Genomic DNA, 12,406 nt, shown 5'->3' on the forward strand with positions numbered 1-12,406 from the left:
CTGGACTGACTGGGCGCAGCGCCGTCAGCGCGTGCCGCTCACCGCGTACTCGGGCAGGTGGGCCACGGCGGCTCGGCGATCCACAATGGACTGCAGGATCTCGCCGACGCGCACCGCGGTGTTGGACAGCAGCGACGACGTGATGCCGTGCGTGTGCTCGGTGCCGCCCTGCAGGTAGAGCCCGCCGCGCACGGCGGCGTCGGTGGTGATGCGGTAGTCGCGCTCAACGCGCAGCCGGCCTTCCGCGTCCCGACGGCAGCCCGCGGCGAGCTCCCCGAGCAGCGGCGTCGGGTCCGCGGGCAGGTAGCCGGTGGCGTAGACGACGGCGTCGGCGTCGAGCACCGCGCGCTCACCGGTGGTCAGCGATTCGACGGTCGCGCGCACGTGGGTGCCGTGGTCGGTCACGTCCACGGGCCGGGAGACGTTGAACAGCCGCAGCCGCTCCATGCCGAGCACCTTCTCCTGGTAGACGCGGCGGTAGAGCTCGTCGATCAGGTCGAGGTCGACCGCGGAGTAGTTCGTGGCGCCGTGGTAGCGCATCAGCCGGTCCTTCACGGGCTCGCTGGCGCTGTAGAAGTGGTCGACCGCATCCGGGTCGAAGATGCGGTTGGCGAACGAGCTGTCGTCGGCCGGGCTGTAGCCGTAGCGCGCGAAGACCGCGCAGACCTCGGCGTGCGGGAACTCGTCGTGCAGCAGTGCCGCGACCTCGGCCGCGCTCTGGCCGGCGCCGACCACCACGAACCGCTTCGGTTCGCTGCCGCGCAACCGTTCGACGCGCGGCAGCAGCTGGCTGTTGTGCCAGATCCGCTCACTTCCGCTGACGCCTTCGGGCAGGTTGGGCCGCAGTCCCGTGCCCAGCACGAGGTTGCGGGCGCGCAGTTCCACGATCTCGTCGCCGGACTTCGCGCGGACGTCGAAGAAGACCACCTCGTCGCCGTCGCGCACCGACTCGACCGACAGGACCTCGCTGCCGTAGGACACGACGTCGTCGACCTTGGCCGCCGCCCACTCGAAGTAGTCGTGGAACTCGATGCGCAGCGGGAAGAGGTTCTTGTGGTTGATGAAGTCGACCAGCCGGCCCCTGGCGTGCAGGTATTTCAGGAAGCTGAACTCGCTCGTCGGATTGCGCATGGTCGCGAGGTCCTTGAGGAACGAGACCTGCATCGTCGCGGTGTCGATCAGCATCCCGCGGTGCCAGCCGAACCGCGGCTGGCGCTCGAGGAAGTGCGCGGTGACCGTGTCACCGGACCCGGGCGCGGCGTTGTGCTCGGTCAGCGCGATCGCGAGGGCGAGGTTCGATGGTCCGAACCCCACCCCGACCACGTCGTACACCGGCACCTGGCCATCGACCACTGCTCGTGACATGAAAGTCCCCTAGCGCGGCACTGCCGCATCTCGGTTCGGCTCAGCTCCCACTCAAAAAGCTCAGGAAACCCTAACCTAACTTAGGACAGGCTCAGCTAGTACCGTGTGGGTGATGTTCGTCCCCTCGACCGCGAAAGGGATTCGCCGATGCGCGTGGCCATGTTCGGCTACCAGACCTGGGGGCACCGCACCTTGCGGGCCCTCATCGACGCCGGTCACGAGGTCGTCCTCGTGGTCACGCACCCGAAGAGCGACCACGCGTACGAGAAGATCTGGGACGATTCGGTGGCCGAACTGGCCGAGGCCCACGGAATCCGCGCCCTGCTGCGCAACCGGCCCGACGATCCCGAACTGCTGGCCGAGCTGAAGGCCGCGGAGCCGGAGCTGATCGTCGCGAACAACTGGCGGGCCTGGCTGCCGCCCGAGATCTTCACCCTGCCGCCGCACGGCACGCTCAACGTCCACGACTCGCTGCTGCCCGCGTACGCCGGGTTCTCGCCGCTGATCTGGGCGCTGGTCAACGGCGAACCCGAGGTCGGCGTGACCGCCCACCTGATGAACGCGGAGCTCGACGCCGGCGACATCGTGGTGCAACGGGCCGTGCCGGTCGGCCCGAAGGACACGACCACGGACCTGTTCCACCGCACGGTGGATCTCATCGAGCCGATCGTCACCGAGGCGCTCTCGCTCATCGGGACGGGCACCGTGGTGCCGATCGCCCAGGACCGGTCGAAGGCGAGCTTCTTCCACAAACGCGCGCCGCGCGACAGTCTCATCGACTGGACGTGGCCCGCGCCGGACATCGAACGGCTGGTGCGCGCGCAGTCCGACCCGTATCCCAACGCGTTCGCCTACCACCGCGGTCTTCCGCTGCGGATCGTGCGCGCGTCGGTGTCGGCCGGGCACTACGGCGGCACGCCGGGCCGCATCTTCATCAAGGAGGGCGACGGCGTGGTGATCGTCGCCGGTCCCGAAGCGCGCCGCGGCCACTCCCCCGGGCTGCTGGTCGAACGCGTGCGCACGGAGGACGGCACGGACCTGGCGGCGGCCGACTACTTCACGACGATGGGCGGGTACCTCACCGATCGGCCTTGAATGTGCGGATCGGGATTTCGCCGATCGGCTGAAACTTCCGGTGAGCCGAGATTGTCGGTGCGCCGGGTTACGGTGGCCGCAACCGTGACCCGGTGTGCCGGGCCCGACCACTGGAGGAACGCACCATGGCCACCCCGATGTCCGCCGAGCGCGCCCGCGCCTACCTCGCGGAAGGCAACCGCAGCGCCATCTTCGTCACCGTCCGTGCCGACGGCCGCCCGCACGCCGTCCCCGTCTGGTTCGCCACCGACGGCGACGACCTGCTGGTCAACATCACCCAGGACAGCGTGAAAGGCCGCGCGATCGCCGCCTCGGCCGAAGTCGCGCTCACCGTGCACGACGACGTGGCGCCCTACAGCTTCGTCTCGGTCAACGGCACGGCCGAGATCGTCACCGACCCCACCCGCGTCCGCAGCGGCTCGGAGCTCATCGCGCGCCGCTACCTGCCCGCCGAAGGCGTGGACCAGTTCGTCGGCTACGCCACCTCGCCGGGCAAGGTCCTCATCGCGGTCCACCCCACGCACACCACAGGCGTCGACGCCGTGGCCGGCTGACGGATCCCGCTCACTGGAACACCAGGCGTTTCGCCTTGCGCGGCAAGAATCCGCCGAACGGGAACTCACCTGCCGCCGCCACCGGACTCCACGCACGCGGCCGGCCGACCCGCCGCCATGCCGGGCACGGGTCACGACGGCAGACCGGGCTGCGCTCGGTTCTCGCATCGCCCGGGAAGCGTCCGCCGGGCGTCGAGGCCGTGGCCGGTTGACGCGTCTCGATCACCGGAACGTCAAGCGTTTTGTCTCGTGTGGCAAGAGCCCGCCGATCGCGGAACCCACTGCCCCTTCCACCGGACCCCACGCCCGCGCCCCGCCGACCCGCCGCCGTGCCAGGCACCGCTCACGATGGCCACCGCACCGCGCTCGGTTCTCGCAAGGCCCGGCAAGCGCCCGCCGGGCGTCGACGCCGTGGCCGGCTGACGCGTCAGGACTCGGTGACCTTCCCGTCCGCCACTTCGAAGCGCCGCGTGACCGAGACGGCGTCGAGCATGCGGCGGTCGTGCGTGACGAGCAGCAGCGTGCCGGGGTAGCGGTCCAAAGCGGACTCGAGCTGTTCGATCGCGGGCAGGTCGAGGTGGTTGGTGGGTTCGTCGAGTACGAGCAGGTTCACCCCGCGCGCCTGCAGCAACGCCAGCGCCGCGCGGGTGCGCTCGCCCGGGGAGAGCGTGGCTGCGGGGCGCAGCACGTGCGCGGCTTTGAGGCCGAACTTGGCGAGCAGCGTGCGGACCTCGGCGTCGGGCAGCTCCGGGACCTCGCGCGCGAACGCGTCGGCCAGCGGGACGTCGTCGAGGAACAGCCGGCGGGCCTGGTCGACCTCGCCGACGACGACGCCGGAGCCGAGCGCGGCACTGCCCTCGTCGAGCGGCAGCCGGCCGAGCAGCGCAGCCAGCAAAGTGGACTTGCCCGATCCGTTGGCGCCGGTGATGGCGACCTTGTCCGCCCAGTCCACCTTCAGGTCGACAGGACCGAGCGTGAACGGCCCGCGGTGCACGACGGCACCGCGGAGCGTGGCGACGACCGCACCCGCGCGGGGGGCCGCCGCGATCTCCATGCGCAGCTCCCACTCCTTGCGCGGCTCGTCCACCACCTCCAGGCGCTCGATCATGCGCTCGGTCTGGCGCGCCTTCGACGCCTGCTTCTCCGTGGCCTCACTGCGGAACTTGCGGCCGACCTTGTCGTTGTCGGTCTGCTTGCGCCGCGCGTTCTTGACGCCCTTCTCCATCCACGAGCGCTGCATCTGCCCGCGCGCCTCCAGCGCCGAGCGGGTGGCGGCGTACTCCTCGTAGTCCTCGCGCGCGTGGCGCCGCGCGACGGCGCGTTCCTCCAAATAGGACTCGTAGCCGCCGCCGAACGTGTTCACCTGCTGCTGCGCGAGATCCAGCTCCACGACGCGGTCCACGGTGCGCGCGAGGAACTCGCGGTCGTGGCTCACGAGCACCGTGCCGGCGCGCAGGCCGGTGACGAACCGCTCGAGGCGAGTGAGGCCGTCGAGGTCGAGGTCGTTGGTGGGCTCGTCGAGCAGGAAGATGTCGTACCGGCTCAGCAGCAGCGACGCGAGCCCGGCCCGCGCGGCCTGCCCACCGGAGAGCGAGACCATCGGCTGGTCGAGGTCGACGGCCAGCCCCAGCTCCGCCGCCACCTCGCCGGCGCGGTCGTCGAGGTCGGCGCCGCCGAGGGCGAGCCACCGGTCGAGCGCCGTGCCGTACGTGTCATCGGCACCCGCCAAGCCTTCCGTCAACGCTTCGGTGGCGGCGTCGAGCTCACGCTGCGCTTCCGCGACTCCGGTGCGGCGCGCGAGGAACTGCCGCACCGACTCCCCCGGCCGCCGCTCGGGCTCCTGCGGGAGGTGACCGACGGTGGCCGTCGGCGGATTAAGCCGGACCTCCCCCGACTCGGGCGGCTGCAGGCCCGCGAGGGTGCGCAGCAGCGTGGACTTGCCGGCGCCGTTGACGCCGACCAGCCCGACGACGTCGCCGGGAGCGACGACCAGGTCGAGGCCGGAGAACAGGATACGGTCGCCGTGGCCGGAGGCCAGGCCCTTCGCGACGAGTGTTGCGCTCATTTCCCCGCCGATTCTACGGGTGGCGCTCCCGGCCGCCGACGCACTCCCAGTGTGTCGAGTGTCGTCCCGGTCACTGAACGTGGGTAGCCTGGGCGGGTTACGTACCACGAAGCAGTGAGGTCGGTGAAAGCGATGGCGGAACCCGCCACGTCGGTCACGCTCGGCCAGCGCGCGAAGCAGCGGGAACCCCGCTCGGCGGCGCCGCGGCCGACGGTCAGCAGGCGCCGCGAGGTGAGCCACACGAGTGCCCGGTCCCTGTTGATGACCGTGCTGGGCGAGTACGTGCTGCCCCGCGACCGTCCCGTGTGGACGTCCATGCTCGTCGAAGCACTGGGCATGCTGGACATCGAGGAGAAGTCGGCGCGCCAGGCCCTCGCGCGCTCGGCCGCCGAGGGCTGGCTGGTGTCCGAACGCGTCGGGCGGCGCGTGCGCTGGTCGCTCACGCCGCCGGGCCGCCGCCTGCTCACCGAAGGCGCGGACCGGATCTACGCGTTCGGGCGCGAGGCCGTCGCGTGGGAAGGCCGCTGGCTGATGCTGATCGTGTCGGTGCCCGAGGCCAAACGCGACCTGCGCCACCGCCTGCGCACGCGCCTGACGTGGGCCGGGTTCGGCTCGCCCGTCGCGGGCGTGTGGGTGAGCCCCGACCCGAGCCGGCAGCACGAAGCGCAGCAGATCGTGGCGGAGCTGCAGCTCGACGCCCAGGCGATGTCGTTCACGGCCGCGTACGGCGAGGTCGGCGAGCAGGAGAGCATGGTCGAGCGGTCGTGGGACCTCTCGGAGCTGACCGACCGCTACGAGGACTTCATCGACCGCTTCACCGGCCTGCGCCCCGCGGGCGACCCGGCCGTGCTGCGCGCGCAGACCGAGCTGGTGCACGAATGGCGGCGCTTCCCGTTCCTCGACCCGCGGCTGCCGGCCGAGCTGCTGCCCGCCGAGTGGAGCGGCCGCAAGGCGAGCGAGCTGTTCCACCGCAAGCACGTGGAATGGCGGCCCACGGCCCAGGCGTACTGGGACAAGCTGCTCGACAACGAGGAGAACGCGTGACCCGGCTCGACCGCGAAGACGGCCTGGCGGTGCTGACGATCGACGCCCCGCCGCTCAACCTCTACACCGCTTCGCTGCAACGCGACCTGCTCGAAGCCATCACCGATCTCGAAGCCCGGCCGGCGCGGGCGTTGCTCATCCGAGCGGAGGGCCGCGTGGTCAGCGGCGGTGTGGACGTCGCGCTCTTCGACGCCCAGGGCTCGCCGGCCGAGGCGAAGGTGTTCTTCGACGAGCTGCTCACAGTGCCCGACCGCATCGCCGCACTGCCGTTCCCCACGGTGTTCGCCGCGCACGGCCTGTGCCTCACGTGGGCGTTCGAGGTGGCCGTGGCGTGCGACCTGCTCCTGGCCGCTTCGCGCGCGAAGTTCGGGCTCGTGGAGAAGGTGGTGGGCCTGACGCCGACGATGGGCGGCACCCAGCGCCTCGCCGCCCGCGCCGGAGTGGCGCGGGCCAAGGAGTTCGTGTTCACCGGCGACACCTACCCGGCCGAGACGCTCGAACGCTGGAACGTGGTGAACCGCGTGCTGCCCGACGAGGGCTTCGACGCCGCGGCGCGCGAATTCACCGCACGCCTCGCCGCCGGCCCCACGCAGGCGCACGCGGCCACCAAGCGCGTGCTGGCCCACTTCGAGCACGGCGGTGTGCCCGAGGCCAACGCCCACGTCACCTCGATCGCCGCCGAGCTGTTCGACACCGAGGACCTGCGCGGCGCGGTGAAGTCGTTCCTCGCCGACGGCCCCGGCAAGGCGAGCTTCACCGGCCGCTGAGCCCTCAGCGCGGCAGTTGCCCCACGCGGTCGACGATCCCGTAGCCGACGACGGCGCCCTGCGTGGTGCCGAGGTAGGTGTAGGTCTTGGCGTCGAAGATCAGGGTCACGCCGTGGCCGGGCCAGGTGATGCCGACGCCCGGACGGCCCGCCGCGTCGCTCACGTGGTCCACGGCCTGCAGGCCCGGCACTTTCGCGGCGGCGTCGAACAGCGCGGCCTTGGTCCGCGGCGGCAGGTAGGCCTCGCCGACGAGCATCTGCACGTCCTTGCCCATGGCGTTCGCGTCGCCGCTGGTGTTCTTGTTCAGGTAGCTGAACATCGCGTCGGTGGTGGTCGGCAGGTCGGTGCGGTAGGCCGGCATCACGACGCACGGCTCTTCGGTGCCGTTGGCGGCCGGATTGTTCGCGCCCTCGACGCGGTACTTGCCGTCGACGCACGCCGGCAACGGGAAGGCCTGGCCGTCCTGCTTGACGTAGCCGTCGTGCTTGCCGTCGGCGGAGATCCAGGCTTCGCGGTCGCTGTACGCGTACTGGGTCTTGACGTACACGAACTGGTCGGGCCGCGGTGGGGCATCGGGCAGCTTGAGCGCCTCGGCCGCGGCGCCGTGCAGCACGCGCACGGGGTCGGCGGCCGCTCGCGGCGGCGTCAGCGGGCCGTCGCCGGTGGGCGCGAACGAGACGACGGCGGTGATGGCCGCGGCGAGCCCCACTGTCGCGGCGCCGGCCTGCCACAGGCGTTTCCCGGTCTTGCGGCTGCGCTCGCTCGCGACGGCCGCGAGCAGGCGGGCGCGGGCCGCGCCCAGCTCGACCAGGTCGGGCAGCGGGACGTCCTCCGCGCGGTCGCGGACCAGCTGCAGCTCATCCATGGGACGGAACCTCCTTCACGTCGGGGTGTCCGGCGCCGCCGAGCGCGGCGCGCAACTGGCGGCGGGCACGGTTGAGCCGGGACCGCACGGTGCCGACGGGGATTCCCAGCGCCTGGGCCACCTCGTCGTAGGCCAGCTGCTCGGCCGCGATGAGCAGCACGACGTCGCGGTCCTTGGCGCTGAGGGCGGCCAGCGCCGCCCCGAGCTCCGGCCCGCGCGCCTGGGCGCTGACCTGGGCGGCCACGCGGTCGGCGTGCCCGTCGACCGCGGCCTGCGGCCCCACGGCGTGCAGCAGGCGGTACTGGCGCACCTCGTCACGGCGGTGGCGGCTCACGATGTTGGTCGCGATCCCGTAGAGCCACGGCCGCGCGTCGGGCCGGCTGCCGTCGTAGCGGGCTCGCTTGCCGAACGCGACCAGGAACGTGTCCGCCAGCGCGTCGTCGGCCACGTCCCGCCCCAGCCGCCGCACGAGGTAGCGGTGGATGTGCGGCGCGTGCCGGTCGAAGATGGCGGCGAACAGGTCGGGCTCGGCCACGGACCGGCCGATCACCCCCGCGTCGTCCATCGATCACCCCTTCTCGGATGCAGTGTCACGGGTTATCCGCAGAAACCGCCATCCGAGTTCATTCCGGGGGTTCAGCTCTTGACGGCCTCGGCAATCCGCTCGGCCGCCTCGGCAGCGGTGAGGTGCGTGGTGTCGACGACTTCCGCCTCGGCGTGCAACCACGTGCGGGCCGCCTCGGCGTAGGGCTCCAGGTACTTGAGCCGGAACGGGGACGGGATGACGTGCTCGCCCTCGATGCGCCCGCGCAGCGTCTCCTGGTCGGCGTGCAGGACGAAATGCCGCACGGGAATGGCGCGCTGCGCAAGGCCGGCGCTGATCTCACGCCAGTACCGCTCGACCAAGACGGTCATGGGCATCACCAGCGTGCCGCCGGCGTACTCCAGAACACGCGCGGCGGTCTCGACGACCAGCAGCCGCCACGGTGGCCAGTGCTGGAAGTTGTCCGTCTCGGGCAGCCCCGGCCTGATGTCCATCAACGTCTCGCCGACCTTCTCCGCGTCGAACACCCGCGCATCAGCCAACAGCGGCTGCAGGAGCGCGCTGGTCGTGGTCTTGCCCGCGCCGTGGGTGCCGTTCAACCAGACGATCACGGAACGGGACCCTAGCGCGAGCCGCGCCCGAGCCGGGCATGGCCGACGCGGCAAGCAACCCGAGGCCCAGCCTTGACAGCGCCTGCCTACGGACGGCCATCTCTTCGATGGCCCGACGTGACTGACATGTTCATCGGTCACACGGAGAGCCGGCCTGGTCCGTCCACAACGGAATCACCGCTCGTCGGACAGGAGGCCGCGTAACCGCGCCACACATCACTGGCCATGGCGATCACCGCCGACGCGGACGACTGGATCATGGCCGGGCATGAAAAAAGCCACGTCCACCTGCGTGAACGTGGCCGATCCGGTCGGGCTGACAGGATTCGAACCTGCGACCCCTTGACCCCCAGTCAAGTGCGCTACCAAACTGCGCCACAGCCCGGACCCGTGCTCCCCGGAGGTGCTCCGTGAAGCGCGATGTGAGTACTGTAGCGGGTCGCGATCGGGGGGTTGCAGGAAGGCCCACATTTATGTTCTGACCTGCGGGAACTTCGGCAACGGAGGGTGACGCAGCGAGAAGGACATGGGCCGGGGATGCCTAGCGTCGACGGGGGTCAGTACCTGCCGGACGGCCCTCGCCTCCGCGCTGACGCTGGTCGCGAGGAGACGACTGGATCGAGCCGGTTCGCTTGTAGCACCTCGCCCGCCCGGCCGACGGTTGCGCCAGGGCCGACAAGAAGGAAGAACTGCCGCCAGCGGACGCCTTTGGTCGTGCCGCAAAGGAAAACGAAGTGAGGTAACGCGAAGAGACCAATACGATCAAGCGGATGCGTCCCCCAGGAAGGCAGATCGAGTGACCACTGCAAACGTCATCCGGCTTGACCAGTTGGCCGCGGCGGCCGAGAGGCTGTTCGAGCATGTGAGGGAGGTCCACGGGGACACTGTGGAGGTGGATGCAGACTACTTCTGGGCCATCCCGCCCGACGCGCTCTACGACGTCTCACGAGAGCCCCCAGGGCTCACCATCGGCCAGTTGTCGGAGTGTGAACAGCATGTTCGGCAGCTGGTGGAGGGCGAGCAGCCTCCGGTTGCCTACCACCTGGTCTGGCTCAGCGATCTGCTGCGGGCCGTCGGAAACACAGTGGTGGGGTGAGCAGGCCGGGCGGTTACTCGGAGTGGGCTGGTCAGGGCGTTGCCCTACGATCGCGGCGTGGCGAGTGGACCGGTCGAGCGCGCGAGGCTTCTGCGTGAGACGTGCGAGTTCGTGCTCGGCCGTGGGGTGGTCGATCTGTCCCTGAGTGAGCTCGCTCGGGGCATCGGGTCCAACAATCGGATGTTGCTCTACCATTTCGGGTCGCTCGACGGGTTGCTCGCGGCCGCGGTGGACGAGATTCTCGGCGGGACCGCGCTGCTCGATCGGCTCGGTGCGGTGCTCACCGGCGAGGGGACGACGGCCGAGCGGGTCGCGGCGGCGTGGCGGCACATTGCGGACCCGGCGCGGCGGCCGCATCTGCAGCTGTTCTTCGCACGGTTCGGCATGGCGGCCGACGTGCCGGGCCGGCATCCGGAGTTTCTCGCGCAGACGCGCGAGCGGTGGGTCGAGGTCGTGGCGGGGGCGCTTCGGGGGGACGCAACCGTCGTGCGGCCTGACGACACCGCGATGGCGATCGTGGCGTTGTGGCGGGGGCTGCAGATGCTGCTCATCTGCGGGACGCCGCCGGCCGAGGTTGAGGCGGCGCATGAGCGGGCCGTCGCGGCGCTGTTGCCCGGGTAGGTAGACTCCTCACGGAAGTGAATCGATCAGTTCACTTCTACGGGACCCGGGAGGAACTCTTGACCGCGCTGCCGAAGGCTGAGCTGCACGTTCACCTCGAGGGCACGCTCGAGCCCGAGGACATGGTTCGGTTCGCCGCCCGCAACGGCGTGGGGCTGCCGTGGCGCAGCCCGGAGGAGCTGCGGGCCGCGTACGCGTTCACCGGGCTGGAGAACTTCCTGTCGGTGTACTTCCAGGGCTGCCGGGTGCTGTGCACGCGCGAGGATTTCCGCGAGCTGACGGTCGCGTATCTGCAGCGCGCCGCCGGCCAGGGCGTGCGGCGGGCGGAGATGTTGTTCGGGCCGCAGGCGTTCCTCGACCGCGGCATCCCGATCGGCGAGCAGGTCGGCGGGATCGTCGACGGCATCGACGAAGTCCGCGAAACACATGGCATCGACGGCGCGCTCCTGGTCAGCGCGCACCGCCACCGCAGTGAGGGCGACGCGCTGGAGCTGCTCGAGCTGGTCCGGCCGTGGCGGGAGCGGGTGCTCGGGATCGGCCTCGGTGGAGCCGAGCGGGGGAACCCGCCGGCGAAGTTCGCGCGTTACTTCGATGCGGCGTGTGCGGAGGGTTACCGCACCACGTGCCACGCCGGGGAGGAGGGGCCGGCCGCCTACGTCACCGAGGCGCTGGACGCGTGTCACGTCGAGCGCATCGACCACGGTTACGCGGCGGCCGAGAATCCCGACCTCGTCGCGCGGCTGGCCGACGAGCAGGTCACGCTGACGATGTGCCCGCTCTCGAACCTGCGCCTGCACGTGACGGACGACCTCACGACGTACCCGCTGAGGCGGCTGCTGGACGCCGGCGTCCCGGTGACCGTCAACTCCGACGATCCGGCGTATTTCGGCGGCTACGTCAACGAGAACTACCAGGCAGTCACCGATGCGCTCGACCTAACCGAAGCCGAGGTGACCACCCTGGTGCGCAACAGTTTCAGCGGCTCGTTCGCGCACGCCGAGGAGCTGCGGGATGTGTTCGAGGAACTCTGTCCAAAGGCGAGTGACGTCAGTCGTTGCGTCGGCTCCTGAGCTCGGTCAGCCGGCCCTGCACCTGCTCGTCGTCGTGCAGGTAGGCGCCGCCGGGGCCGTCGCGGAGGTCGATGCCGTAGAGCAGCCCCAAGGCCCACAGGCTCAGCTCGTCCCACGAGAGGGCGTCGTCCGTCAGCCACCGGCCGGCCCACCGATCGACCGCGTCGCGGGTCATGCGCCCGTCCAGGAGAGCGAGGAAGTGTGCCTCGATCTCGGCCGAGTTCGGCTGCCGTTCGGCGGTCACGGGCCGACCACCCGCACCCGGCTCAGATCGGGCCAGTCGGTGGACGGCTCGCCGAAGCACACATACTCCAGGTAACTCAGCCTGCCTTCGTTGGCGAAGAGGAGGACTTGACCCGGGGACTCGTCATCGGAGGCCAGGACTTCGAGCTCGATCGGCACAAGTCTCGAACTCAGAGAGGCCATCGGCGCGGAGTCGTCCGTCCGCAAGCTGACCGAGGGGCAACCACAGCCGCAGCACCCGTCGACGACGGCGGACGTCGACTGCTGTCGAAGTTCCGCCGCGCCGGCGAAGTCGGGCGAAAGGACGAGGGCGAGGATCGCCCGTTCCTGCACGGTGAGCGGTCTCGGCGGATCGATCTTCACCCGGTCGAGCATGCCCTACCCGGCTGGCCGTGGACAACCGAGAAACGGCTGCGGCCGATTGAAGAAGCCGCGCGGGGCAACCCTCTCCCCCTGTATCGCGTGA

At 70.6% G+C, this 12,406-nt stretch carries 14 protein-coding genes and 1 tRNA gene; 7 read left to right on the forward strand and 8 right to left on the reverse strand.

Annotated features, from left to right (window positions below):
• Positions 1-24 precede the first annotated feature (24 nt).
• Entirely contained in the window at positions 25-1,365 is a 1,341-nt protein-coding gene (locus tag ACQPXB_RS26165) for a lysine N(6)-hydroxylase/L-ornithine N(5)-oxygenase family protein (RefSeq protein WP_432844761.1), read from the reverse strand.
• A gap of 147 nt (positions 1,366-1,512) precedes the next feature.
• Between ACQPXB_RS26165 and ACQPXB_RS26170 the strand changes: the two genes are divergently transcribed.
• Positions 1,513-2,460 (forward strand): methionyl-tRNA formyltransferase, encoded by a 948-nt coding sequence (locus ACQPXB_RS26170; RefSeq protein ID WP_432844762.1) that lies wholly within the window; start codon positions 1,513-1,515, stop codon positions 2,458-2,460.
• A gap of 125 nt (positions 2,461-2,585) precedes the next feature.
• On the forward strand, positions 2,586-3,014 hold the full coding sequence (locus tag ACQPXB_RS26175) for a PPOX class F420-dependent oxidoreductase (protein WP_432844763.1): 429 nt from the start codon (positions 2,586-2,588) through the stop codon (positions 3,012-3,014).
• Between the two features lie 427 nt (positions 3,015-3,441).
• Here the strand turns inward: ACQPXB_RS26175 and ACQPXB_RS26180 are convergent, their stop codons facing one another.
• Positions 3,442-5,079: an ABC-F family ATP-binding cassette domain-containing protein gene (locus ACQPXB_RS26180; RefSeq protein ID WP_432844764.1), complete on the reverse strand. Its 1,638-nt coding sequence runs from the start codon at positions 5,077-5,079 to the stop codon at positions 3,442-3,444.
• 132 nt (positions 5,080-5,211) lie between these two features.
• On the opposite strand from ACQPXB_RS26180, the gene ACQPXB_RS26185 reads away from it, so the two are divergent.
• Together ACQPXB_RS26185 and ACQPXB_RS26190 are read left to right on the forward strand one after the other, a co-directional pair.
• Positions 5,212-6,123 carry a PaaX family transcriptional regulator gene (locus ACQPXB_RS26185; RefSeq protein WP_432844765.1) on the forward strand — a complete coding sequence of 304 codons (912 nt, stop codon included), beginning with the start codon at positions 5,212-5,214 and terminating at the stop codon, positions 6,121-6,123.
• Positions 6,120-6,890, forward strand: a complete 771-nt coding sequence (locus ACQPXB_RS26190) for an enoyl-CoA hydratase/isomerase family protein (RefSeq protein WP_432844766.1) — start codon at positions 6,120-6,122, stop codon at positions 6,888-6,890. The genes ACQPXB_RS26185 and ACQPXB_RS26190 overlap by 4 nt, the downstream gene beginning before the upstream one ends.
• A 4-nt stretch (positions 6,891-6,894) precedes the next feature.
• Here the strand turns inward: ACQPXB_RS26190 and ACQPXB_RS26195 are convergent, their stop codons facing one another.
• The 4 genes from ACQPXB_RS26195 to ACQPXB_RS26210 form a co-directional block, all read right to left on the reverse strand.
• The gene (locus ACQPXB_RS26195) at positions 6,895-7,755 is read right to left on the reverse strand and encodes a CU044_5270 family protein (protein ID WP_432844767.1); all 861 of its coding nucleotides are present in this window, start codon (positions 7,753-7,755) and stop codon (positions 6,895-6,897) included.
• Entirely contained in the window at positions 7,748-8,320 is a 573-nt protein-coding gene (locus ACQPXB_RS26200) for an RNA polymerase sigma factor (protein ID WP_432844768.1), read from the reverse strand. The genes ACQPXB_RS26195 and ACQPXB_RS26200 overlap by 8 nt, the downstream gene beginning before the upstream one ends.
• 71 nt (positions 8,321-8,391) lie before the next feature.
• On the reverse strand, positions 8,392-8,910 hold the full coding sequence (locus tag ACQPXB_RS26205; protein ID WP_432844769.1) for an ATP-binding protein: 519 nt from the start codon (positions 8,908-8,910) through the stop codon (positions 8,392-8,394).
• A gap of 311 nt (positions 8,911-9,221) precedes the next feature.
• Positions 9,222-9,295, reverse strand: a tRNA-Pro gene (locus tag ACQPXB_RS26210).
• Positions 9,296-9,706: 411 nt separating this feature from the next.
• On the opposite strand from ACQPXB_RS26210, the gene ACQPXB_RS26215 reads away from it, so the two are divergent.
• Genes ACQPXB_RS26215 through ACQPXB_RS26225 form a run of 3 tightly spaced genes read left to right on the forward strand, consistent with a single transcriptional unit; the run spans position 9,707 to position 11,697 of the window.
• Entirely contained in the window at positions 9,707-10,006 is a 300-nt protein-coding gene (locus ACQPXB_RS26215; protein ID WP_432844770.1) for a hypothetical protein, read from the forward strand.
• A 57-nt stretch (positions 10,007-10,063) separates the two neighbouring features.
• Positions 10,064-10,627, forward strand: coding sequence for a TetR/AcrR family transcriptional regulator (locus tag ACQPXB_RS26220; RefSeq protein WP_432844771.1), 564 nt, complete (start codon positions 10,064-10,066; stop codon positions 10,625-10,627).
• Between the two features lie 59 nt (positions 10,628-10,686).
• Positions 10,687-11,697: an adenosine deaminase gene (locus ACQPXB_RS26225; RefSeq protein WP_432844772.1), complete on the forward strand. Its 1,011-nt coding sequence runs from the start codon at positions 10,687-10,689 to the stop codon at positions 11,695-11,697.
• On the opposite strand, the gene ACQPXB_RS26230 is transcribed toward ACQPXB_RS26225, so the two are convergent.
• Both ACQPXB_RS26230 and ACQPXB_RS26235 read right to left on the reverse strand, forming a co-directional pair.
• Positions 11,675-11,941 carry a hypothetical protein gene (locus tag ACQPXB_RS26230; protein ID WP_432844773.1) on the reverse strand — a complete coding sequence of 89 codons (267 nt, stop codon included), beginning with the start codon at positions 11,939-11,941 and terminating at the stop codon, positions 11,675-11,677. The genes ACQPXB_RS26225 and ACQPXB_RS26230 overlap by 23 nt on opposite strands.
• On the reverse strand, positions 11,938-12,315 hold the full coding sequence (locus tag ACQPXB_RS26235) for a hypothetical protein (RefSeq protein WP_432844774.1): 378 nt from the start codon (positions 12,313-12,315) through the stop codon (positions 11,938-11,940). Before ACQPXB_RS26235 ends, ACQPXB_RS26230 begins: the two co-directional genes overlap by 4 nt.
• Positions 12,316-12,406: the final 91 nt, after the last annotated feature.

The organism is Amycolatopsis sp. CA-161197, from assembly GCF_050942255.1.
GTDB lineage: Bacteria > Actinomycetota > Actinomycetes > Mycobacteriales > Pseudonocardiaceae > Amycolatopsis.